This is a genomic window from Sphingomonas sp., from assembly GCF_032114135.1.
GTDB lineage: Bacteria > Pseudomonadota > Alphaproteobacteria > Sphingomonadales > Sphingomonadaceae > Sphingomonas.
On record NZ_DAMCTA010000001.1, the window covers coordinates 1189314 to 1211480 of the forward strand.

The window sequence follows — 22167 nt, forward strand, 5'->3', positions numbered from 1 at the left end:
GTTACGCAAACGATTGTATTTTATAATACAAAAAAGGCGGAAGCATAGCCCCCGCCCTTTCCTGCATTTCTTTTGGGATATCTGTTAATAATTGACCCCGAAGCGGATGCCACCATAGCGACGGAAGTCACGCGGCAGGATGGCCTGGGTAGCCAGCTGGTTACCCCAGTTGCCCGCGGAATTGACCAGAGACGGGTAATATTGTTTGTCGAACAGGTTGCTGACGAACAGCGATCCTTCCCACCGGCGCTTGTGGTCCCGCACGCCGACGCTGGCGTTGAAGATGCTGAATGCAGGCTGGAACTGCTCCGGATCACGCGCCGCGTAGTAGACGCTGCCCTGATATTGCCAGCTCGCCTGCACCACGCCGTTGAGCTTTTCGGTCACCGCCGGCGCGAACTCGATGTTCGCCGACGTCTTCCACTCGGGCGATTGCACCGCGCGCGTGCCGGTCAGCACCTGATAGGTGGGCGTTCCGGCGATGCAGCCCGTCGCGGCGGTCTGCCTGGGGTAGCACTGCGCCTTGGGATAGGAGGTGTAGGTCGCATCGAGATAGGTGGCGGAGCCACCGATGGTCAGGTCGCGGCCGATCCGCACCGCCGTCTCGAACTCGAGGCCTTTGGTATTGAGGCCGCCGACATTGGTGAGGCGAAAGTTCGAGGTGCCGTCGGACAGGGTTTCGATCGTCTGCGCCTGCAGGTTGGTGTAGTTGGTATCGAAATAGGTGACGTTGAAGGTCATGTGGCGATCGAAGAACTGGGTGCGGATGCCCAATTCCTTGTCCTTCGACGTCTCGGGTTTGATCGGGCCAGCATTGGCGCGATTCTGGTTGAAGCCAGTGGTCAGATCATAGGTCTGGCCCTTGTAGCCGGTCGCGTAGCTGCCGAAGAACATGATGTCGCGCGTCGCCTGATAGTTCAGGCCAAGGCGATAGGTCGTGGCATTGTCGCTGGCATGACCGGCGAAGCTGGTCTTCGGAATATTGTCGCGGAAGGTATATTCCACCCGCTCGTTCTGCGCGCGGCCGCCTACGGTGGCGGTGAGATTCTTGACGAACTCCCAGTCGATCTGGCCGAACGCCGCGATCTGGCGCGAGCCTGAGGTCGCATACCAGTCGGCGAGCGAATAGACCGGGCCGCGCACGAACGGACGCTGGAAGCGGGTGTCGGCATAATAGATGCCGAGGGCGTAGCGGAACGCATCGGTGCCCGGCGACAGCAACCGGATTTCCTGCGTGAACAGCTTCGACTTGAACGCGCCGATCTGGAGGTTCTTGATCGTCGTCGACGACGTGTCGTCATGATCGAGATAGTCGTCGAGGCGGAAGCGGTCGTAGCTGGTCAGGCCCAGCAGCTGGAGCTTGCCGATGTTGATGTCGGTGCGCAGCAGGCCGCCGGCGCCCCAATATTTGGTGCGCGAGTTATAGTCGTTGCTGACCGTCTGATTGTCGGGGCCGATCACCACGCCGGGCAGCACCACGCTCGCGCCCTGGCCAGCCGTGCCACGCAGGTTGGCGTTCGATGCCAATCGGATGAAGGGACGGCCAACGGTGGTGTTGCCGTTCAGATAATTGCCCGACAGCGTGAAGGTGACGTCGGGCGTCGCCTTCCACTTGAGCTTGCCGCGGGTGTTCAGCGTCTCGCGGCCGTTGGTCTTCTGGCCGTTGAACAGGTTGCGGACGTTGCCGTCCCAGTTCGAATAGCTCGCCGAGAAGACATAGCCCAGCTTGTCGTTCAGCGGACCGCTGACGCTGAAATTGCCGCCATATTCGTTATCGTCGGTGACGGTCGCGTTGGCCTTGACGTGGAAGTCGTTGGTCGGCTGCGTGGTCATGATCTTGATCAGACCCGCCGAAGCCGCTTTGCCGTACAGCGTGCTCTGGGGACCGCGCAGCACTTCGATCTGTGCGACATCGGGCAGATCCGTGAACGCGCGCGCCTGGAAGGCCAGCGCAGCGCCGTCCACGGTCACCGCGACGCTCGGCTCGACGCCGATGCCGAAGGCAAAGGTGCCGACACCGCGCAGCGAGACGTTCGCGTTGACCGGGTGTTCGGCCGGACGGATGGTCAGCGACGGGGCGACCTTGCCGAGATCCTGGAAGTTGCGGACGCCCTGGGCTTCGAGCTGTGCGGGCGTCACCACCTGCACCGCGAGCGGCACGTTCTGGATATTCTCAAAGCGCTTTTGCGCGGTAGTGGTCACGACGATTTCGCCATCGTCCTGTACCATCTTGCCGGCCGACTGGGCCGCGGCGGCACCAGCAGCGACGGTGGTCGCGGCGGATGTGTCGGCGCTTTGGGTCTGTGCCTGCGCAGTACCCGCCATGCATGCCGCAGCCAGCGCAACATGCGCGGCTGATACCTGGTAACCTCTCATTAATGCTCCCCTTGTCCGGCAGGGTTCTACCCGCAGTTCTTTTTTAGACAGACGGACAATAGGTTCCTCGACACTCGGAGAAATATAGCGGGAACGAGATGTGCAATCGTTTTTTACTGCGCATTACCGTCATTATGTTGCAAATACGCCACACTGACAGCGCTGCCAGCATCAATAACTAGGTGACGATGATCATTACTTGGAAGCAACAAAATGATATCGGCGTCGTGCACTTGCATGCCGTTCGCTTCCAACCGTACCACGATACGATCGTCGAGTGCCTGACCATGGACTTGCCAGCGCAGCACCTCCCCGCCATCCCTCCCGGCGGCTTCCACCGCCTTACATAGGAAGCTGCCTTCGCGCGGCGGAAATAACCAGAAACCCCGTAGCGTCGCAGCCGCGCGCCATCCGCCTTCGGCGAGATCGACCAACATTGCCGAACCAGACCGCGCGAACAGCGGCGGCGGCCCGTCGAGCGGTGCTGCAACGGTCACCCAGTTGCCGCCTGCAAAGGTTTCGCCGGTCCAGACATGCGTCCAGTCGGTACCTTCCGGCAGATACAGTCGTCGCTCTGTTGCGCCCTGCTCCACCACCGGCGCCGCGAGCACGTCGGTGCCGAGCAGATGCTCGTCGCTCTCCGCCCAGCATTGCGCGTCGTGAGGGAACACCGCCCAGGTCGGCAGGACCATCGGCATATAGTCCGAGTGATAGCGGTGCAGCAGATCGTAGAAGAATGGCAGCAATCGCTGCCGGAGCCGCAGCATCGCCTGGATCGCGGGCAGCGCCTCGGGGTACATCCAAGGCTCGTTGACCGTACGGTCGTCGTTCCAGCTGTGGATGCTGAACCGCGGCATCAGCACCCCTGCCTGCACCCAGCGGACCAGCAGTTCGGCATCGGGCGCCGGACCTGCAAAGCCGCCCACATCGTGCCCGCTGTTGGACACGCCCGACAGCGCCAGCCCGATCGCCATCCGCGCATTGTAGCGCAGCGTCTTCCACTCGGTGCGGTTGTCGCCGGTCCAGGTCTGGGCATAGCGCTGCAGCCCGGCCATGCCCGCGCGGGTGACGACATAGGGCAGTTCGTCGGGCCGCGCCTCGATCTGCGCGCGGCGCGAGGCGCGCATCATCAGCAGCGGCTGCACCGGGCGCATCACTGCGGCTGGCATCGAGGTGCCAAAGCCGGCGAAGCGCGCGCGGGCGTCCCACACTTCATATTCGTTGTTGTCGTTCCAGGTCGAGCGGATACCCTGGTCGAGCAATGCCGACGTCACCTGGGCCCGCCACCAGGCGGCGGCGTCGGGGTTGGTGAAGTCGATATAGCTGCCGACCTCGTCCCAGAACTGCGCCTCGATCGGCTGGCCCTCCGCGTCGCCGACGAAATAGCCAGCGGCGGCGACCTCGTCATAACGCGGGTGGCTTCGCAGCAGCGCCGGCTTGATGTTCGGCACCAGCTCGACGCCGGCCTCCGCATAGCTTGTCACGAACGCCTTGGGGTCGGGGAACTTGTCGCGGTTCCAGTGGAACACATAGCGCTTGTCTCCGATCGAGGTGTAGCCCGAGGAGAGGTGGAAGGAGGTGCAGCCGATGTCGTGCTCGGCCAGCTTCTCCAGGAACCCGGCCATCTGCGCCGCCGCGTCAGGCGCGTCGGTATAGGTCATGGTCGAGCCCGAATAGCCGAGCGACCAGCGCGGCATCAGCGCGGGGCGGCCGGTCAGCCAGGTGAAGCGCTTGGTCACCGCCAGCGGATCGGGCCCGGCGATCATCCACAGGTCGACATCGCCATGCTCGGCGACCATGTGGCGATAATAGCCGTGGTAATTGTCGAGCTCTCGCCCGAAATCGAACGCGACGTCCGCCACCGTGTCGTAGAAGGCACCGTGGCAGCGGCCCTCCGCGTCGGCGACCAGCACATAGGGGATCGACTTGTACTGCGGATCGCTCGTCTCCGCGTCATAGCCCATCGGGTCGAGGTTGATCAGGCGGAAGCTGCGGCCGGCACGGTTGGCATCGCCCGTGCGGTCGCCCAGGCCGTAGAAGCGCTCGCCCGGGCGGCGCGCGACATAGTGATGCGCCTTGCCGTCCCACCAGCCGAAATCATAGGCATGGGTCGGCCGATCCTGCGCCATCAGGACCCAGTCGTCGCCGTCGCGCTGCTCCCAGCGGCAGTGCAGCCCGTGCAGCCGTGCGGTGAGCCGGATGCGATCCGTCTCCAGCACCAGCTGCTCGGCATCGTGCGACAGCCGATAGGCCGGGCAGGTGAAGCCGGACACATCCATCCGGTCGCGGCCCGGCTCGGCGATATCCTCCTGCCCCGGCGCGACCGCCCAACTCGGCGGGCTGGTGACGGTGCCGTTCGCGAGCAGCAGCAGCCGCATCATGTCCTGCTCCAGCACGAACAGATGCGCGACCGCGCCGGTATCGGACTCCAGCGTGATCCGCCCCTGCCCCTCGGCGGCAACGGCAAAGCGCGGGGGATTGGAAAGCGTGGCGCGTCTCATTTCACAGGCTCCGGAAGGCGAAGATGGCGCAGGCCTGCGATCAGCACGACGGCACCGATGATGTCGAAGACGGACAGCATGCCGAACAGCGGCGCATAGCCGACGGTATCGGCCAGCTGCCCGATCAGCAGCGAGAAGAGCAGCCCGCCGACCCAGCCGGCCTGGCCGATAAAGCCGTTGGCGGCGCCGACTTCCTCGGCGGTGAACACGTCGGCGGAGAGCGTGTTGATCAGGACCGAGATCATCTGGTGGGCAAAGCCGCCGACGCAGAATAGCGCGATCGCGGTATAGGGGCTGGCAGCCAGCCCGATGCAGCCCGGCGCGATCATCAGCACCGCTGCCAGCGCAACGCCGGCGACGCGCGAGGCGATCAGCGGCAGCCGGAAGCGCGCGACCAGGAAGGGCGAGAGATAGCCGCCCAGCACCCCACCCAGATCGGCGGCAAGGAAGGGCAGCCAGGCGAACAGCGCGATTTGCTTGAGGTCCATGCCGCGCTCGGTGGCGAGGTAGAGCGGGATCCAGAAGCTGAAGGTCTGCCACGCCGGCTCGGCGAGGAAGCGCGGCACCGCGATTATCCAGAAGCGCGCGGTGCCCAGGATCTCGCGCGCCGAGGCACGCCGGGCAAGCGGCTTGGGCCGCCCCTCGGCGATCAGCGCGCGCTCCTTGTCGGTGATCTTGGGATGGCTGCCGGGGCTGCGGTAGAAGATCCACCAGGCGACCGACCAGAGCAGCCCCACCGCGCCCGTCACCACGAAGGCCATGCGCCAGTCGGTATAGATCATCACGATCGCCACCACCGGCGGCGCCAGCAGCGCGCCCAGCGACGTACCGGCGTTGAACCACCCGACCGCCACCGATCGCTCGCGCGCCGGAAACCATTCGGCGATCGCCTTGATGCCCGAAGGGATGGCCGCGGACTCGAACATGCCGAGCAGCCCGCGAAAGAACACCAGCCCCAGCCACCCCGCCGCCAGCGCGTGGAGCATGTTGGCGACCGACCAGGCCGCGCCGAACAGCGCGAAGCCGGCGCGCAGCCCGATGCGATCGACGATCATGCCCGCGATCGGCTGCATCACCGTATAGGCGAGCTGGAAGCCGCCGACGACATAGCTGTATTGCTGTGTCGTCATGTGCAGCACGGTCTTCAGCTCGGGTGCGAGTACGCCCAGCGAGTTGCGCGCGAGATAATTGGCAATGGTGCCGGCGCAGATCAGCCCGACGATCCACCAGCGAAGATGGGCAATACGCCGCATAAACCTTTCACTGCCCTCTCTGAACGGCTCTCCGGCCGTTCTGTTCTTCGGTTCGGCAATCCTGCACGGATTGGCCTGACCAATCAAGCGTCCGTCTGCGTAACCGTCACTTGCCCCGCCGCGCAGGCGGCAGCGATCCCGGGATGTAGGAGGCGATCGGTGACCAAATGATCAACGATTCCGATCTCAGCGATGCGCACCGGCGCCGGCCTGCCGAACTTGGTCTGGTCGGTCGCGAGGATCACGGTGCGCGCCTGCTCGATGATCGTCTGCGAGACGCGCACCTCATCCATGTCGAAGTCGAGCAGCGTCCCTTCCTCATCGATCGCCGAGGCGCCGATCAGCGCGTAATCGAGCTTGAAGCCGCGCAGGAAATCCATCGCGAGGGCGCCCACCACCGCACGGTCACTGGCGCGCACCCTGCCGCCGACCACCACCACTTCGATCGTCGGCACGCCGCCCAGGATGTCGGCGACGTTGAGGTTGTTGGTCACCACCAGCAGGTGGCGGTGCTGGACGAGCGCGCGGGCGATCGCCTCGGTGGTGGTGCCGATATTGATGAACAGGCTCGCGCCATCCGGCACCAGCGCCGCCGCCGCCGTGCCGATCGCCGCCTTGGCCTCGGCCGCTACCTGGCGCCGCGCCTCGCGATCGAGATTGTCGACCCCCGAGGTAATCACCGCGCCGCCATGGACACGCGACAGCATCGCCCGCTTGGCGAGCTGATTGAGGTCGCGGCGAATCGTCTGCGGCGTCACCTCCAGCGCCGTCGCCAGCGCCTCGACGCTCACGCTGCCGGCGCGGCGGGCGAGCTCGAGGATTCGCGCATGGCGCCCGGCGACCAGATCGGGCAGATCCTCGGCCATCAGGCCGATCGCGCCATCCGCCGGGGCTCGCCCGCGAGATATTCGGCGAGCCGCTCGGCAGTGCCCGGCGGTACGTGCAGCCCCAGCTTGCTGCGGCGATAGAGGATGTCCTCCGCCGTCACCGCCCATTCCTGGGCACGCAGATAGTTGACCTCACGCAGCGTCAGCCCGCCGCCCAGATCCGCGCCCAGATCGAATGGGGTCATCGCGTCCCCGAGCAGCGCATGGACCTGCGTGCCATAGGCGCGGCCGAGCCGCAGCAGCAGCTCGGCGGGCATCCCCGGCCGCGCATGCTGGAGGTTGGCCACGAAGCGATCGAAGTCCCCCTCGGGCAGATCGCCGCCGGGCAGGACCGCGCCTGCGGTCCAGGCGCCGGGTGCCTGCGGGAAGAAGCGCGACAGCTCCGCCATCGCGTGCTCGGCAAGCTTGCGATAGGTCGTGATCTTGCCGCCGAAGATGCTCAGCATCGGCGCACGATCCTCGTCGCCGTCGAGATCGAGGACATAGTCGCGCGTCACTGCCGAGGCATTGCCGGCCTTGTCGTCATAGAGCGGGCGAATGCCGGCATAGCTCCACACCACGTCCTTCTCGGACGGGGGATCGTCGAAATAGCGCGCGGCGGTATCGAGCAGGTAGCGGGTTTCCTCGGCGCTGATCCGCGCCTTGCCCGGTGCGCCTTCCCACACCTGGTCGGTCGTCCCGATCAGCGTGTACTTGCCCTCATAGGGGACGGTGAACACGATCCGGCGATCGGGGTTCTGCAGCATGAAGGCATGGTCGCCCGGATAGAGCCGGGGCACGACGAGATGGCTGCCCTTGACGAGCCGCAGCCCGCGATCGGCGACCACGTCGGGCACGCGGCCCAGCACGTCCGCCACCCAGGGACCCGCGGCATTGACCAGCGCCTTGGCCCGCACCGTGCGTTCGCCGGCATCGTCGGCGATGGTCGCGATCCATTCGCGCCCCTCACGCCGCGCGCCAAGCAGCGCGGTGCGGGTGCGGATATCCGCGCCCTTCTCCGCCGCATCCATCGCGTTGAGCACTACCAGCCGGCAGTCTTCGACCCAGCAGTCCGAATAGACGAACGCCTTGCCCTTGGCGGTCTTGAGCCCGCGCCCGAACGGCGTGCGCGCAAGGTCGATCGTGTCGGTGCCCGGCAGCTTCTTCCGCCCGCCGAGATGGTCGTAGAGGAACAGCCCCAGCCGCACCATCCAGGCCGGGCGCGGCGACTGGGTCTGCGGCAGCACGAAGCGCAGCGGCCAGATGATGTGCGGTGCCATGCCCCACAGCCGCTCGCGCTCGATCAGCGCCTCGCGCACCAGCCGGAACTCGCCATATTCGAGATAGCGCAGCCCGCCATGGATCAGCTTGGTCGAGGCCGAGGAAGTGTGGCTGGCCAGGTCTTCCTTCTCGACCAGCAGCACCGAGAGGCCCCGCCCCGCCGCATCACGCGCAATGCCGGCACCGTTGATGCCGCCGCCCACCACCAGCAGATCGAAACGCTCTTCGGAGTGTGCGGCCGCCATGCTTCGCCTCATGTTCACTATTTTTCGTTTATAGCACCAAACGAACACAAACGAAAGCGTTGACGCGCGAACGAAAATCTACGAGCGTCCGAACGAACATAGGAGGGGCTTGGTGGACCGGAATCACATTCTCGCGATCGATCAGGGCACTACCTCGACGCGCAGCGTGATCTTCGATTCGGCCGGCCGCCGTGTCGCCACCGCGCAGACCGAGTTCGAGCAGCATTATCCCGGCCAGGGCTGGGTGGAACATGATCCCGAGACGATCTGGCGCGACGCGCTTACCACCGCGCGCGAGGCGCTGCTCAAGAGCGGCGTCGGCGTGGGCAGCATCGCCGCGATCGGCATCACCAACCAGCGCGAGACGACGCTCGTCTGGGACCGCGCCACCGGCGCGCCGATCCACCGCGCGATCGTCTGGCAGGACCGCCGCACCGCCGATCGCTGCGCCGAGCTCAAGGCCGAGGGTGTCGAGGCCGAGGTGCGGGCGCGCACCGGGCTGCTGGTCGACCCCTATTTTTCGGCGACCAAGCTCGGCTGGCTTCTCGACCAGGTGCCGGGCGCGCGGGCGCGCGCCGAGCGCGGCGAACTCGCCTTCGGTACGATCGACAGCTTCCTGCTCTGGCGGCTGACCAAGGGCGCGGTGCACGCGACCGACGTCACAAATGCATCGCGCACCTCACTGTTCAACATCCACAACGACGAATGGGACGCCGAGTTGTGTCGGCTGTTCGGCATTCCGATGGCGCTGCTGCCGGCGGTGCACGACAACGCGCATGTCTATGGGCACACCGATCCCGAATGGTTCGGCCTGCCGATCCCGATCGCGGGCATGGCGGGGGACCAGCAGGCGGCGCTGTTCGGGCAATGCTGCTTCGCGCCGGGCACCGCCAAGTCGACCTATGGCACCGGCTGCTTCCTGCTGCTCAACACGGGCGACAAGGCGGTCGCCTCCGAGCACCGGATGCTCACCACCCCCGCCTACCGGATCAACGGCCGGACGTCCTATGCGCTGGAAGGCTCGATCTTCGTGGCGGGAGCGGCGATCAAGTGGCTGCGCGACGGCATCGGCGTGATCACCCATGCCCGCCAGACCAACGACATGGCGACGCGCGTGTCCGACAGCCATGGCGTGTACATGGTCCCCGCGTTCGTCGGTCTCGGCGCCCCGCACTGGGATCCCGAGGCGCGCGGCGCGATCTTCGGGCTGACGCTCAGCGCCACCCAGGCGCACCTCGCCCGCGCAGCGCTCGAGGCAGTGGCCTACCAGACCTACGACCTGGTCGCGGCGATGGTGCAGGATGGCGGCGTGCGGCCGGCGATGCTGCGCGTCGATGGCGGCATGGCGGCAAACGACTGGCTGTGCCGCTTCCTGGCGGACATTCTCGACGTTGCGGTGGAGCGGCCGGACGATCTCGAGACCACCGCGCGCGGTGCGGCCTTCCATGCCGGGCTGGCGGTGGGGCTATGGTCGGGGCTGGACGAGTTGTCGGCGATCTGGTCGCGGCAGGCGTGCTTTGAGCCGGCGATGGAGGCCGGGCACCGGACCACGCTGCTGGCCGGTTGGCACGACGCGCTGCGGCGGACGCTGGGGTGAATTGAATATAAGCCCGTCCCCTTCACGGGAGGGGTTGGGGTGGGGCCGTGTCTCACCGAGACCAAGCTGCGTTCTGGAATCCCCCACCCCCAACCCCTCCTCCAAGGATAAGGGGCTTGAGTGCTGCACGCCCTTGCCTTTTCCCACGACTCAGCTTAACACTGAACCATATGGTTCAGTATAGCAGCGCCGCGCTGGATGTGTCGTTCGCCGCGCTCTCCGATGCCACCCGCCGTGGCATCCTCGAGCGGCTCGGGCGACAGGAAAGCTCGGTCTCGGCGCTCGCCGATGCGTTCGACATGACCCTCACCGGCATGAAGAAGCATATCGGCGTGCTGGAACAGGCAGGGCTTGTCACCACCGAGAAGGTCGGGCGGGTGCGGACCTGCCGGCTGGACGGCCGGGGCCTGCGGGCCGAGGCCGCCTGGATCGAAGGCATACAGCAACTTTGGGATGCGCGGTTCGACGCGCTGGACGGAATCGTAGAGGAACTCAAACGCAAGGAGCAGTCGGATGGGCCTGAGCATGCATGACGCCGCGACGTCGCGGACCAAGGTGGAGCGGACTTCGGACGTGGACATGGTGGTCCAGCGAAGCTTCGACGCCCCCGCCCACCTTGTCTTCCGGGCCTGGAGCGACGCCGAGCTGTTCCGCCGCTGGTGGGTACCCGCCTCGGCGCCCGTGCGCTTGCGGACCTGCGAGATGGAGGTGCGCACCGGCGGCAGCTACCGGCTCGAATTCGGCGAGGACGAGGGGCCGGTGCATGCCTTTTTTGGCCGCTATGTCGAGGTTGTGCCGAACGAGAAGATCGTCTGGACCAACGAGGAAAGCGACGACGGTGCGCTGACCACGGTCACCTTCGAGGAGACCGACGGCAAGACGCTGGTGACCTATCATGACCGCCACGGCTCGAAGGAGTCGCTCGACGAAGCCTTCGAGGGGATGGAAGGCGGCATCGCCGAGCAGTTCGAGCAGCTGGCGGCGGTGCTGGCGGAATAAACTCCCTCCTCCTTGGAGGAGGAGTTGGGGGTGGAGGGATTCCAGAACGCCCGTCGGTCTCGGTAAGACACTGCCCCACCCCAACCCCTCCCCTAAAGGGGACGGGCTTAAAGAAGTGCTCACAACGTCAGCGCGAACTTCAACCCCAGCACGCCGACATCCTTGGCGTTCTTCACCCCACCCGGCTGGTGGATCCACTGGACGTTGGGCTGCACCACCAGCCATTCGGTCGGCGAGACGCTGTAGTAGAGCTCGGCCGCATATTCGGCGTCGCGCGCCGGCTTGCCCGCCAGGCGATCCGCCGTATCGATCCGCCCGTTCACATTGGTCCGCGCGACCGCGAGCCCGATCACGTCGCCCGGCAGGCTCGGCGCGAGACCCTTGTAGAATAGCCCCACCGACACCTGATTGTCGGTCAGCGACGTTGCGCGATCGGCGAAGGTGACGTTGGCGAACATGCTGAAGCCGGTCAGCGAGCGCCCGTCCTTCGAGGTTCCGGTCAACTGCTGCTGGACGCTGGCGAACACGCCATAGCGGCTCGAATGCTGGAGCGGCGCAAGCCCCGTCACCGCGCGCGGCTGGCGGTTGATGTCGAGCACCAGATCGTCGCCGTCCGCGGTCGAAACCCAGCCGCCCAGCTTGTACGAACCGACATTTCCCTTGTCGCCGCCACGCGTCCAACCGATCTCGGCGGGCACCAGCACGCCGGTCGCGCCCTTGAAATGGCCGATGAAGAAGGTGCTCTCCAGGTTGCGCGGGTTGACTTCATAGGCGCCGCCCTGAACATAGACGCCTGGTGCCACGTCGACATGGACGTTGGCGCCCCATTGGCTGACCGGCCAATTGTACCAATAGTCGCCGACGAGATTGCCCGGCTGCGCCCCGCAGAAGCTCAGATTCTGGAAATGGCAGGAGAAGACGGCGAAATCCTCGCCGGGATTGGTGCGCCCCAGCTTCACTTCCACCTTGTCGCCCAGCTTTTGCTGGAGCCAGAGCTGGGTCACGCGCACCGTCTGCCCGCGGCCATAGACTTCCTGCACCTGCTGCAGCGCGCCGAGGCCGGCGGTGGTGGTGAGATCGATGCCGCGCCGCCAGGTGACGGTGCCCTGCAGCGCCGCCCCGCTCCAGCCGACCAGCTTGTCGAGATCGAGCAGCGCGCCGACGTCGAACTGGCCTGTCTCGGCCACCAGATTGCGATCGCCGCCAGTGAAATTATAGGCGGTCTCCGACGCATAGCGCGCCGACAGGCCGATCCCGCGCTCGCCCATGCGGGTGCGGATTTCCTGCCAGTCGCCGATCAGTCCCGGCGGCGGCGAGCTCTGGGTGTCGCCGGCAAGCGACGACGGCGAGGGGTCGCGAGGATGTAGCGCATGGCTGCGCGCGCGGCGTTGGGTATCGGCGCGCGGACCGGAACCGGCATCCTCCTGCGTCGCATCGGGCTTGGGCGTGTTCAGCTCGTCTGCCGGCGGCGGCGGCGCGCCGACGTCCACTTGTTGCGCCAAGGCGGGCATTGCCGAGCCGAACGCCATGATCGCGAGCAGGGGCCCCCGCCCCGCGCGCCAACTCCCACGCTTCATTTCATATCCTTCTCGTGTCGCGGCGCACCAAAGAACCGAGCGGCCATTTGGTTGCGTGGCGTAACGAATCCTAGCATCGCGTCGCGCCGTTCGGGCCGCATAGGGCATGCACTGCGCCCGTGCATAGGCTCGACCTGCAGACCTATACCAACGTCTTAGCCGGAGCTTTTAAGGCAGGAGACATTGCGTCTCCGGCGTTCGGATCGTGGCGGAGGCGCGAGCAAATTGGCGCGTGCGACGTCGACACAGGGCCGGCCAGGCGCTCCGCGCCCGCCCTCGATTGCCGCCGCTCCAGCCGGCCCCATGTCCCGCAACGGTGTGCGGCACGCAATTTGCGCCTTGCGCGGAACCGACGTCGCGCCCCCCAACCAAGAGGCTCAGGGTTCCGGGTCTTGGGCAGTGAACGGCGAGCAGCACGGCTTGGTCGCGGCGTTGAACTCCATCAGTTCCACCCGCGTGCCATCAGGATCGTAGAAGTTTGCCTGCCACTTGCCATCCAAGCCCATTTGCGGGCCGTCATGCCGCGGGCTCAGCCGATTCTCGCGATACAGCGTGGTTACCGCTGCCTGCATGTTCACGACACCAAGTGAGAGATGGTTGAGCACGCCAAGCTGCCGCGCGTCGACCTTGTGGGGTGTAACGTCCGATCCTTCGCCCACCATCATATATTCAAGCCAGTCGCGACCATCGGGAAGCTGCTGCGACACCCAATCCACCTTGTCTGGGTGGAAGGCGCCGAACCAATAGGGGCGGAAGCCTAGCAAGGTGCGGTAAAAGCCGTCCTCCTTCGCGCGATCGTGCACCGCATGGCCGACATGGATAATCCGGCCGCTGATCGCGCCCTTCTCCGCCGCGATGGCGCTGCTGCCGGGCTGGACGAACTGGACCTGGTTGCCCTCGGGGTCGCGCCCGCCGAACCATTGGTCGCCGCCCTGCCCGCGCTGCACCGGGGTCAGGTCACGGACACCGCGCGCGGTAAGCCAGGTGCGCAGCTTGTCGGCATCGGCGGTGACGTAGCCGACATGGGCAAGCATGCTCGGGCCAGGATCCTTGGGGGCGGGCAGCACCTCGACGAACTGGCGCGGGCTGAAATAGTAGCGGACGCCCGTCGGGTCCTCCGGGTCGGCGCCCTTCCGCGCGCCGAGCACCACCCGGTAGAAATGATCGCTCGCTGCCAAGTCGGTCGCATAGACGGCGAGATGCGAGATGCCGGTGATCGGCGGCCGCCCGGCCTCCGGCGGTGCGGCGCCGATCATCGACGCGGCGATCAGCCCGAGCGCGGCAATCTTGCGGAACATCGGCATCGTGTCTCTCCCGGCAGACGATGCTTTCGATCGCCTTTCCAGCAGCATAGCACGCGCATGCGGCGTGTCACCGGGGGTTCGGCGCAGGCCCCGTGCTGGCGCGACGGATCAGCTCATGGGCGAGCGTCAGCTGCCGCTCGGGCGGCTCCGTGCCGCGCAGGATGCCGACCAGAAGCTCCACCGCGCGACGACCGATCATCCCCTTGGGCTGGGCGATGGTGGTCAGCGCCGGATGGAAGAAGCGCGCGAGCGGCAAGTCGTCGAAGCCGATCACCGAGACGTCGCCGGGGCAGGACAGCCCCGCGGCTCCCACCGCGCTGATCGCCCCCAGCGCCATCTCGTCGCTGAAACAGAATAGCGCGGTGACTCCTTCCGCGAGCAGCGCGCGGGCGGCCCGGTGCGCGGAGTCGGCGCCGTAATCGCCCTCGCGGAGCTGCATCCGGTCCTTGAGCCCATGTCGATCGGACGCGCGCAGCACGCCCGCCAAGCGGTCGCGGCTGATCGGACTGATCGGCGGCCCGGTGATGATGCCGATGTCGCGGTGGCCGAGCGCGACCAGATGCTCGATCGCATCGGCGCTGCCGGCGGCATTGTCGATATGCACGCTCGGCACGCCGATTTCCGGGCTGTACTCGCAGCCGTTGACGATCGGGGACGAGGCCCCCTCCCGCGCGACCAACGCCTCGAGGCTGGCGGGCAGCCGGTGGCCGAGAAACACCAGCCCATCGACCTCGCGGCGCGACAGCATCTCGGCATATTGGTCCTCGACCTCCGGATCGTGCCGGGTGTCGCCCAGCACCACCGCATAGCCCGCATCGCGCGCCGCTTCCTCGGCGCCGCGGATGACGCTGGCGAAGAAGGGGTTGGAAATATCCGGCACGGTCAGCAAGATTTTGGCGGCGCGCAGCGTGCGCAGCGTTCGCGCGGCGACATTGGGCCGATAGTCGAGCGCCTCGACCACCTCCAGTACCCGCACCCGCGTCGCCTCCGCCACCCGCCCCGGCTGGCTGAGCACGCGCGACACCGTGGCGGTGGAAACGCCAGCAGCCGCGGCGACGTCGATAATCGTGGCCATGCAGATATCTTTGTAGCGTGCGACGCGCCGTGTCGAGCCCCGCCAATGTAATCCTTTACATCGTATCCGGCTCTGCATAGGCTGTGATTCGAACAGCGGCCAAGCCGCATCGGGGGAGAGGAAGCGCATGGCCGCTGTCGACGGGATCACCATGAACAGCACGCAGCCGGTATCGGGCGTCCTCACGGGGCGGCTCAGTGCCTTGATGTTCATGCAGTTCTTCGTCTGGGGTGCATGGAATGTCACGCTCGGTCTGGTAATGCAGACCGTGGGCGTCGGCAGCCTGATCGCCAATGCGTTCTCGGTCGGGCCGATCGCCTCGATCGTCGGCTCCTTCCTGCTCGGTATGGCGGCGGCGCGGTTCCTCAGCCCCAAGATGCTGATGGTGGTGCTCCACCTGATCGGCGGCGTGCTGCTCTTCGTCCTGCCCAGGCTGCTCACCCCCGAGCATGGCGCCAGCTTCGTCTGGCTGCTGCTCGGCTACATGATCCTCTACATGCCGACCGTGGGCCTGGCGAACACGATCGCGCTCAAGAGCTTCGGCGAGCGCGTCGATCGCTTCCCCTTCGTCCGCGCCTTCGGCACGCTCGGCTGGATCGTCGCGGGGCTGATCATCGGCTGGGCCGGCCTCTCCGCCAGCCCGCACATCTTCGAAGTGGCGGGGGTCGTGTCGCTCGCGCTGGGCCTGTACAGCATCACTCTGCCCAATGTTCAGCCCGATGCGCCGCAGGGCAAGAGCCTGGTCGCCGAGGTGTTCTGCACCGAAGCCTTCGGGCTGATGCGCAACCGCTCCTTCCTGATCTTCATCCTCTGCGCGACGCTGATCTCCATCCCGCTGGCGATGTATTATGCCTATGCCTCGCCCTATGTCGGCGCGGCGGGGATCGAGAATGTCGGCGGCACGCTGGCGATCGGGCAGATGTCCGAACTCGTCTTCATGTTCTCGATGCCGTTCCTCTATCGCCGCTTCGGGGTGAAGCCGCTGCTGCTCGTCGGCATGGTCGCCTGGGCGCTGCGCTACGCGCTGTTCGCAATCGGCGACGGCGGCGCGGGGATCTGGGCGATCTATCTCGGTGTCGCGCTGCACGGCGTGTGCTACGACTTCTTCTTCGTCGCCGGCGCCATCTACACCGGCACTATCGCGACCCCCAAGGGCGTCAACGCCCAGGCGCAGGGCATGCTGACGCTGTTCACCTACGGCGTGGGCATGCTGCTCGGTTCGCAGATCGGCGGCCTGCTCTATGCGCAGCTGCCGGCCAACGCGACCGTGGCCGACTGGCACCATCTCTGGTGGTATCCGGCGATCGCCGCCGCGGTGATCGCGCTGCTCTTCCAGTTCACCTTCAAGAACAACCGTAACGAGGTGCAGGCATGACCGCGATGCAGGGCCCGGGCATCTTCCTCGCCCAGTTTCTCGGCGACACCGCGCCGTTCGATACGCTCGATCATATGGCGGAATGGGCCGCGGGCCTCGGCTATGCCGGCGTGCAGATCCCGTGCGATCCGCGGCTGATCGACCTCAAACGGGCCGCCGAAAGTCAGAGCTATTGCGACGATCTCCGCGCGCGGCTCGACAAGTTCGGCATCCAGCCGACCGAGCTTTCGACCCACCTGCAGGGCCAGCTCGTCGCCGTGCATCCGGCCTATGACACGCTGTTCGACGGCTTCGCGCCGGCCGAGCTGCACGGCAAGCCCGCCGAGCGTCAGGCCTGGGCGGTCGAGCAGGTCAAGCTCGCCGCCCGCGCCAGTGGCCGGCTGGGGCTGAAGGCGCATGCCACCTTCTCGGGCGCGCTCGCCTGGCCCTATGTCTATCCCTGGCCGCAGCGCCCCGCGGGCCTCGTCGAGGAGGCCTTCGCCGAACTCGCCCGGCGCTGGCTGCCGATCCTCGACGTGTTCGAGGAATCCGGCGTCGACTGCGCCTTCGAGATTCACCCCGGCGAGGACATCCATGACGGCGCCAGCTGGGAGCGCTTCCTGGAGGCGGTGAACCACCATCCCCGCGCGCGCATCCTGTTCGATCCGTCGCACTATGTGCTGCAGCAGCTCGACTATCTCGACTTCATCGATCGCTATCACGACCGGATTTCGTGCTTCCACGTGAAGGACGCCGAGTTCAACCCGACCGGGCGCAGCGGCGTCTATGGCGGCTATGAAAGCTGGGTGAACCGCGCCGGTCGCTTCCGCTCGACCGGCGACGGCCAGGTCGATTTTGTCGGCATCTTCAGCAAGCTCGCCCAGTACGGCTATCGCGGCTGGGCCGTGATCGAGTGGGAATGCGCGCTGAAGAACAGCGAGGACGGCGCCCGCGAAGGCGCGCCGTTCATCCGCGACCATATCATCCGCGTCACCGAGCGCGCGTTCGACGACTTCGCCTCGAGCGGCGTCGACAAGGCGGCGATCCGCAATCTGCTTGGTCTGGAGCGCGGCGACGCATGATCCGGCATCCGCTGAAACTCGGCATGGTCGGCGGCGGCGAAGGCGCGTTCATCGGCGCCGTGCACCGCATGGCGGCGGCGCTCGACGGCGACTGGCGGCTTACCGCCGGCGCCTTCAGCACCGATGCCGGCAAGAACGCCCGCACCGGTGACCTGCTGGGGCTCGATCCGGCGCGCGTCTACGCGACCTATGAGGCGCTGCTCGCGGGCGAAGCGGCGCTGTCGGAGAACGAGCGCATCGACGCGGTCGCGATCGTCACCCCGAACCACCTCCACGCACCCGTCGCGATCGCCGCGCTGAACGCCGGCTTCCACGTCTTCTGCGAAAAGCCGATGGCGATGAACAGCGACGAGGCCCGCGCCATCGCCGCCGCCGCGCGAGACAGCGGCAAGCAGTTCGCGCTCGCCTTCACCTATAGCGGCTATCCGCTGGTCGAGGAGGCGCGCGCCCGCGTCGCCCGCGGCGACTTCGGTGCGATCCGGCTGGTGCAGGTGGAATATATCCAGGGCTGGCTGAGCGGATCGCTCGACACCGAAGGCAACAAGCAGGCCGAGTGGCGCACCGATCCGGCGCGTGCCGGTCTCGGCGGCTGCCTCGGCGACATCGGCACCCACGCCTTCCACTTGGCCGAACTGGTCTCTGGCTTGCGCGTCGAGACGCTGTCGGCCGAACTGGCGACCCATGTCCCCGGCCGGCGCCTGGACGACGATGTCAGCGCGCTGCTCCGCTTCGAGGGCGGCGCGCGCGGCACGCTCAAGGCCACCCAGGTCGCCGCCGGTGAGGAAAACGGGCTGCGCCTGCGCATCCATGGCAAGCGCGGCGGGCTGGAATGGGCGCAGATGGAGCCGAACACGCTCACCCTGCGCTGGCTCGATCGCCCCACGGAGGTTCTCCGCGCCGGCGGACCGGGCCTGGGCGAGAGCACCACGCCCCTGCTCCGTACACCTGCCGGACATCCGGAAGGGTATATCGAAGCGTTTGCAAACCTTTATCGTGGGTTCGCACGCATTGTTCGCGGCGATTCGGCACAGGTGCCGGGCGTCGCGGACGGATTGCGGACGATGGCCTTTGTCGAGGCGATGATCGCCAATGCGAAGGCCGACACCAAATGGACCGAGATCGTAACCGGAGAGCGTACATGAAGTTCTGGATTGGCCTTGCCGCAACCGCGGCGCTGACGGCGAGCGCGCCCGCCTGGGCGCAGACCGCCCCGCCCGCCTTTGCCGCGTGCAAGGCGTGCCACACCGTCGAGAAGGGCGGCAAGAACGGCGTCGGCCCGAACCTCAACGGCGTGGTCGGTCGCCCGGCGGCTTCGGCGCCCGGCTTCAACTATTCGACCGCGCTCAAGAATTCGAAGCTGACCTGGGATCCGGCGACGCTCGACCAGTTCATTGCCGCGCCGATGAAGAAGGTGCCGGGCACCCGCATGCCGATCGGCATGGCCGATCCGGCCAAGCGCCAGCAGATCATCGCCTATCTGAAGGCGATGAGCGGCAAATGAGCGTGACGCGCCGCACCGTATTGGCCGGCGCGACGGCGATGCCCCTGGTGGCATCCTCGGCGCGCGGCCAGTCGAATGCGGCGCGGTTCTCGCTTCATTTTGCGCCGCACGAGGGCAGCTTCGCCAGCCGCGGCAACCGGCTGGAGCAGATCGCCTTCGCCGCCGACCAGGGCTTCACCGCCTGGGAGGACAATGAGGCGGCCGGCCGCACCGTCGACGAGCAGGTGGCGATGGCCAAGGCGCTGTCCAGCCGCGGCATGACGATGGGCGTGTTCGTCGCCTCGATGCCCAAATGGGGGCAGTCTCGGCCGATCCTGGGCGCGAACGACGGCGGCGAGCGCGAGGCGTTCCTGGCGGACATTCGCGCCGCGATCGACGTCGCCAAGCGGCTGAATGCCACGCGGATGACGGTGGTCACCGGCTTCCTCGATCCCAAGGTGCCGCTCGACATCCAGACCGCGCGGGTGATCGACCTGATGCGCCGCGCCGGCGACCTCGTCGCACCGCACGGGATGGCGCTGGTGATGGAGCCGCTCAACACCCGCACCAACCATCCGGGCGTCTACATGCAGAGCATCGCGCAGGGCTATGCGGTTGCGCGCGGGGCGAACAGCCCGGGGGTGAAGATCCTCGCCGACCTGTATCACGAGCAGATCCAGTCCGGGAACCTGATCCCGGTGCTCGACACCTGCTGGAGCGAGATCGGCTATATCCAGTTCGGCGACAATCCCGGACGCAACGAGCCGGGAACCGGCGAAATCAATTTCACGAACATCGTCCGCTGGCTGCGCGAGCGGAAATATGCCGGAACGATCGGCATGGAACATGGCAATTCGGTTAAAGGGCGCGCGGGCGAGGAGCGGCTGATCGCCGCTTATCGCACGATCGACGCCGTCTGAGGGGAGAGAGAAGCATGTCGAGACGCACAAGCGTGCTGCTCGCGGGTCTGGCGGCACTAGCCGCGACGCCCGCTGCGGCACAGGAAAAGCCGGGGTTCAAGGACACCCCGATCCTGCCGGGCGGCGGGAACTGGCACGTCCATGACTCGGACCGCCCCTACCCCAGCGTGGTCACCCCCGCGGCGCAGCCCGGCGGCGCGCCCTCGGATGCTATCGTGCTGTTCGACGGCCGCTCGCTCGATGCCTGGACCGCGCAGCGCAAGCTGTGGCCGGTGGCGAACGGCATCCTCACCGTACCGACGCGTGCGAGCAGCGGCGGCGAGAATGCGCTGGTCTCCAAGCAGAGCTTCGGCGACGTGCAGCTCCACCTCGAGTTCCGCTCGCCCAATCCGCCGACCAAGAGCTCGCAGGATCGCGGCAATAGCGGCATCTGGTTCATGCAGCGCTACGAGATCCAGATCCTCGACGGCTATCAGAACCCCACCTATGCCGATGGCACGGTAGGCGGCGTCTATGGCTGGAAGCCGCCGCTGGTGAACCCGTCGCGCAAGCCCGGCGAATGGCAGAGCTATGACGTGGTGTTCGAGCGCCCCCGTTTCGCCGCCGACGGCAAGCTGCTGCGCCCGGCCTATATCACCGCCTTCCTCAACGGCGTGCTGGTGCAGAACCACCAAGCCATGCTCGGCACCACCAACTGGCGCCATGTCGCCGAATATACCGCGCACGCCGATGCCCTGCCGATCCAGCTGCAGGACCATGACTCGCCGGTGTCGTTCCGCAACATCTGGGTGCGCCCGCTGCCCGAAGCGGCGATCGCGCAGGACCTTCCGGGAGACCGCAAATGAACATCGACCGTCGCGCCGCGCTCACCGGCGTGCTCGCCATGTTCGGGGCGGGTGTGTTCGCCCCCATCGCCCGCGCCGCGCAGATGACTGCGACGCAGCTGATCCCGGAGGGACCGCCCAGCGTTGCCGTGTTCAACCCCGCCCAGCGCGCGCTGATGACCGCGCTGAGCGAGCGGGTGATCCCCACCACCGACACGCCGGGCGCGATCGCCGCGGGCGTTCCCGCCTTCATCGAGAAGCTGCTCGCCGACTGGGCGATGCCGGACGACCGCATGCCGATCGTCGCCGGGCTCGATGCGATCGAGGCGCGTTCGCAGCAGGACTACAAGGTCTCGGCCGCCAAGTCGACGCCGGCGCAGCAGGACGCGCTGCTCACGCTGGCGATGAACGGCCAGATCGCAGGTGGCAAGACCTTCTTCGAGGCGTTCCGCCAGTTGGTGATCACGGGCTATTACACCTCGGAGATCGGCATCACCCAGGAACGCGAATATCTGCCGGTGCCGGGCGAATATAACGGCGCCTTCCCCTATTCTCAGGTCAACAAGGTGTACAGCGCATGATGATCACCCGTCGTACCCTGCTCGCCGGTGCGGGCGGCGTCACCGCCCTCGCACTGATGGATCGCCTGATCCCGCAGGCCTTCGCGGCGCAGATCCCCGCGGTGGGCATCCAGCTTTACACTGTGCGCGAGATCTTCCAAAAGGACCCGGTCGGCACGCTCCAGGCGATCGCGAAGATCGGCTATCGCGAGATCGAGTTCGGCGGTGGCGGCTATGACAGCATGGACCCGGCGATGCTCCGCCGGACCATGGATCAGGCCGGCCTGCGCTGCCCGTCGCTCCACATCGGCTATGACGCGCTGCTCGGCCAGTTCGACAAGTCGGTAGCGATGGCGCGCACGCTCGGCGCCAAGACGGTAATCCTGCCCTACATGACCGACGAGCATCGCACCGAGGCCGGCTGGAACGCGGCGCTGCCGAACTTCAACAAGTTCGCCCGCGACCTTAAAAAGGCAGGCTTCGACTTCGCCTATCACAATCACGACTTCGAGTTCACCAACAAGCCCGGCGGGGTCAGCCTCTACGACCGGTTCCTCAAGGCGACCGATCCCGCGATGGTGAAGGTGGAACTCGACCTCTATTGGGCCAAGCGCGCCGGCCAGGACCTGGGCGGGCTGATCGACCGGCTCAACAAGCGGCTCTATTCCTACCACGTCAAGGACATGCGCGCCGATGGCAGCATGGCCGCGGTCGGTACCGGCACGATCGACTTCGCGGCGCTGTTCAAACGCCCGTCCAGTGCGGGCGTGCACCATTTCTATGTCGAGAATGACGAGGCGCCCGCGCCCTATCTTCCGGACATCACTACCAGCTTCAAGACGCTGCAAGCGCTGCGCTTCTAACCAACAACAC

At 66.6% G+C, this 22167-nt stretch carries 19 protein-coding genes; 11 read left to right on the plus strand and 8 right to left on the minus strand.

Going from position 1 to position 22167, the window contains the following annotated elements:
* Positions 1 to 84: 84 nt before the first annotated feature.
* From RT655_RS05435 to RT655_RS05455, 5 genes are all read right to left on the minus strand, one after another.
* On the minus strand, positions 85 to 2325 hold the full coding sequence (locus RT655_RS05435; RefSeq protein ID WP_313535383.1) for a TonB-dependent receptor: 2241 nt from the start codon (positions 2323 to 2325) through the stop codon (positions 85 to 87).
* A gap of 164 nt (positions 2326 to 2489) precedes the next feature.
* On the minus strand, positions 2490 to 4877 hold the full coding sequence (locus tag RT655_RS05440; protein WP_313535384.1) for a glycoside hydrolase family 31 protein: 2388 nt from the start codon (positions 4875 to 4877) through the stop codon (positions 2490 to 2492).
* Positions 4874 to 6130, minus strand: coding sequence for an MFS transporter (locus tag RT655_RS05445; protein ID WP_313535385.1), 1257 nt, complete (start codon positions 6128 to 6130; stop codon positions 4874 to 4876). The genes RT655_RS05440 and RT655_RS05445 overlap by 4 nt, the downstream gene beginning before the upstream one ends.
* 83 nt (positions 6131 to 6213) lie before the next feature.
* Positions 6214 to 6996 carry a DeoR/GlpR family DNA-binding transcription regulator gene (locus tag RT655_RS05450; protein WP_313535386.1) on the minus strand — a complete coding sequence of 261 codons (783 nt, stop codon included), beginning with the start codon at positions 6994 to 6996 and terminating at the stop codon, positions 6214 to 6216.
* Positions 6996 to 8522 carry a glycerol-3-phosphate dehydrogenase gene (locus tag RT655_RS05455; RefSeq protein ID WP_313535387.1) on the minus strand — a complete coding sequence of 509 codons (1527 nt, stop codon included), beginning with the start codon at positions 8520 to 8522 and terminating at the stop codon, positions 6996 to 6998. Before RT655_RS05455 ends, RT655_RS05450 begins: the two co-directional genes overlap by 1 nt.
* 112 nt (positions 8523 to 8634) lie before the next feature.
* Here RT655_RS05455 and glpK point away from each other — a divergent pair, with 112 nt between their 5' ends.
* The 3 genes from glpK (at position 8635) to RT655_RS05470 (ending at position 11118) form a co-directional block, all read left to right on the plus strand.
* A complete protein-coding gene (gene glpK, locus RT655_RS05460; protein WP_313535388.1) occupies positions 8635 to 10119 on the plus strand; it encodes a glycerol kinase GlpK in 1485 nt (494 codons plus the stop codon).
* Between the two features lie 170 nt (positions 10120 to 10289).
* Complete coding sequence (locus RT655_RS05465) at positions 10290 to 10652, plus strand: metalloregulator ArsR/SmtB family transcription factor (RefSeq protein ID WP_313535389.1); 363 nt, start codon at positions 10290 to 10292, stop codon at positions 10650 to 10652.
* The gene (locus RT655_RS05470; protein ID WP_313535390.1) at positions 10633 to 11118 is read left to right on the plus strand and encodes an SRPBCC domain-containing protein; all 486 of its coding nucleotides are present in this window, start codon (positions 10633 to 10635) and stop codon (positions 11116 to 11118) included. Before RT655_RS05465 ends, RT655_RS05470 begins: the two co-directional genes overlap by 20 nt.
* A 119-nt stretch (positions 11119 to 11237) precedes the next feature.
* On the opposite strand, the gene RT655_RS05475 is transcribed toward RT655_RS05470, so the two are convergent.
* From RT655_RS05475 to RT655_RS05485, 3 genes are all read right to left on the minus strand, one after another.
* Positions 11238 to 12695, minus strand: coding sequence for a carbohydrate porin (locus RT655_RS05475; RefSeq protein WP_313535391.1), 1458 nt, complete (start codon positions 12693 to 12695; stop codon positions 11238 to 11240).
* Between the two features lie 377 nt (positions 12696 to 13072).
* Positions 13073 to 13999, minus strand: coding sequence for a VOC family protein (locus tag RT655_RS05480; RefSeq protein WP_313535392.1), 927 nt, complete (start codon positions 13997 to 13999; stop codon positions 13073 to 13075).
* Positions 14000 to 14066: 67 nt separating this feature from the next.
* Complete coding sequence (locus RT655_RS05485) at positions 14067 to 15074, minus strand: LacI family DNA-binding transcriptional regulator (protein ID WP_313535393.1); 1008 nt, start codon at positions 15072 to 15074, stop codon at positions 14067 to 14069.
* 127 nt (positions 15075 to 15201) lie between these two features.
* Between RT655_RS05485 and RT655_RS05490 the strand changes: the two genes are divergently transcribed.
* Genes RT655_RS05490 through RT655_RS05525 form a run of 8 tightly spaced genes read left to right on the plus strand, consistent with a single transcriptional unit; the run spans position 15202 to position 22157 of the window.
* Positions 15202 to 16449 carry an MFS transporter gene (locus tag RT655_RS05490; RefSeq protein WP_313535394.1) on the plus strand — a complete coding sequence of 416 codons (1248 nt, stop codon included), beginning with the start codon at positions 15202 to 15204 and terminating at the stop codon, positions 16447 to 16449.
* Positions 16446 to 17510 carry a sugar phosphate isomerase/epimerase gene (locus tag RT655_RS05495; RefSeq protein ID WP_313535395.1) on the plus strand — a complete coding sequence of 355 codons (1065 nt, stop codon included), beginning with the start codon at positions 16446 to 16448 and terminating at the stop codon, positions 17508 to 17510. Before RT655_RS05490 ends, RT655_RS05495 begins: the two co-directional genes overlap by 4 nt.
* Positions 17507 to 18652, plus strand: a complete 1146-nt coding sequence (locus RT655_RS05500; protein ID WP_313535396.1) for a Gfo/Idh/MocA family oxidoreductase — start codon at positions 17507 to 17509, stop codon at positions 18650 to 18652. The genes RT655_RS05495 and RT655_RS05500 overlap by 4 nt, the downstream gene beginning before the upstream one ends.
* Positions 18649 to 19011 (plus strand): c-type cytochrome, encoded by a 363-nt coding sequence (locus RT655_RS05505; RefSeq protein WP_313535397.1) that lies wholly within the window; start codon positions 18649 to 18651, stop codon positions 19009 to 19011. Before RT655_RS05500 ends, RT655_RS05505 begins: the two co-directional genes overlap by 4 nt.
* Entirely contained in the window at positions 19008 to 19910 is a 903-nt protein-coding gene (locus tag RT655_RS05510; RefSeq protein WP_313535398.1) for a TIM barrel protein, read from the plus strand. Before RT655_RS05505 ends, RT655_RS05510 begins: the two co-directional genes overlap by 4 nt.
* A gap of 14 nt (positions 19911 to 19924) precedes the next feature.
* The gene (locus tag RT655_RS05515) at positions 19925 to 20755 is read left to right on the plus strand and encodes a DUF1080 domain-containing protein (RefSeq protein ID WP_313535399.1); all 831 of its coding nucleotides are present in this window, start codon (positions 19925 to 19927) and stop codon (positions 20753 to 20755) included.
* Positions 20752 to 21315: a gluconate 2-dehydrogenase subunit 3 family protein gene (locus tag RT655_RS05520; protein WP_313535400.1), complete on the plus strand. Its 564-nt coding sequence runs from the start codon at positions 20752 to 20754 to the stop codon at positions 21313 to 21315. The genes RT655_RS05515 and RT655_RS05520 overlap by 4 nt, the downstream gene beginning before the upstream one ends.
* Positions 21312 to 22157, plus strand: coding sequence for a sugar phosphate isomerase/epimerase (locus RT655_RS05525; RefSeq protein ID WP_313535401.1), 846 nt, complete (start codon positions 21312 to 21314; stop codon positions 22155 to 22157). The genes RT655_RS05520 and RT655_RS05525 overlap by 4 nt, the downstream gene beginning before the upstream one ends.
* Positions 22158 to 22167 lie beyond the last annotated feature (10 nt).

Excerpts from the sequence above, each read along its gene's own strand:
- RT655_RS05450 (WP_313535386.1), bottom strand. The coding sequence starts at position 6,996 with ATGGCCGAGGATCTGCCCGATCTGGTCGCCGGGCGCCATGCGCGAATC.
- RT655_RS05435 (WP_313535383.1), bottom strand. The coding sequence starts at position 2,325 with ATGGCGGGTACTGCGCAGGCACAGACCCAAAGCGCCGACACATCCGCC.
- RT655_RS05520 (WP_313535400.1), top strand. The coding sequence starts at position 20,752 with ATGAACATCGACCGTCGCGCCGCGCTCACCGGCGTGCTCGCCATGTTC.
- RT655_RS05505 (WP_313535397.1), top strand. The coding sequence starts at position 18,649 with ATGAAGTTCTGGATTGGCCTTGCCGCAACCGCGGCGCTGACGGCGAGC.
- RT655_RS05510 (WP_313535398.1), top strand. The coding sequence starts at position 19,008 with ATGAGCGTGACGCGCCGCACCGTATTGGCCGGCGCGACGGCGATGCCC.
- RT655_RS05490 (WP_313535394.1), top strand. The coding sequence starts at position 15,202 with ATGGCCGCTGTCGACGGGATCACCATGAACAGCACGCAGCCGGTATCG.
- RT655_RS05525 (WP_313535401.1), top strand. The coding sequence starts at position 21,312 with ATGATGATCACCCGTCGTACCCTGCTCGCCGGTGCGGGCGGCGTCACC.
- RT655_RS05515 (WP_313535399.1), top strand. The coding sequence starts at position 19,925 with ATGTCGAGACGCACAAGCGTGCTGCTCGCGGGTCTGGCGGCACTAGCC.
- RT655_RS05495 (WP_313535395.1), top strand. The coding sequence starts at position 16,446 with ATGACCGCGATGCAGGGCCCGGGCATCTTCCTCGCCCAGTTTCTCGGC.
- RT655_RS05480 (WP_313535392.1), bottom strand. The coding sequence starts at position 13,999 with ATGCCGATGTTCCGCAAGATTGCCGCGCTCGGGCTGATCGCCGCGTCG.
- RT655_RS05485 (WP_313535393.1), bottom strand. The coding sequence starts at position 15,074 with ATGGCCACGATTATCGACGTCGCCGCGGCTGCTGGCGTTTCCACCGCC.
- RT655_RS05470 (WP_313535390.1), top strand. The coding sequence starts at position 10,633 with ATGGGCCTGAGCATGCATGACGCCGCGACGTCGCGGACCAAGGTGGAG.
- RT655_RS05445 (WP_313535385.1), bottom strand. The coding sequence starts at position 6,130 with ATGCGGCGTATTGCCCATCTTCGCTGGTGGATCGTCGGGCTGATCTGC.
- RT655_RS05440 (WP_313535384.1), bottom strand. The coding sequence starts at position 4,877 with ATGAGACGCGCCACGCTTTCCAATCCCCCGCGCTTTGCCGTTGCCGCC.
- RT655_RS05475 (WP_313535391.1), bottom strand. The coding sequence starts at position 12,695 with ATGAAGCGTGGGAGTTGGCGCGCGGGGCGGGGGCCCCTGCTCGCGATC.
- RT655_RS05455 (WP_313535387.1), bottom strand. The coding sequence starts at position 8,522 with ATGGCGGCCGCACACTCCGAAGAGCGTTTCGATCTGCTGGTGGTGGGC.
- RT655_RS05465 (WP_313535389.1), top strand. The coding sequence starts at position 10,290 with ATGGTTCAGTATAGCAGCGCCGCGCTGGATGTGTCGTTCGCCGCGCTC.
- RT655_RS05500 (WP_313535396.1), top strand. The coding sequence starts at position 17,507 with ATGATCCGGCATCCGCTGAAACTCGGCATGGTCGGCGGCGGCGAAGGC.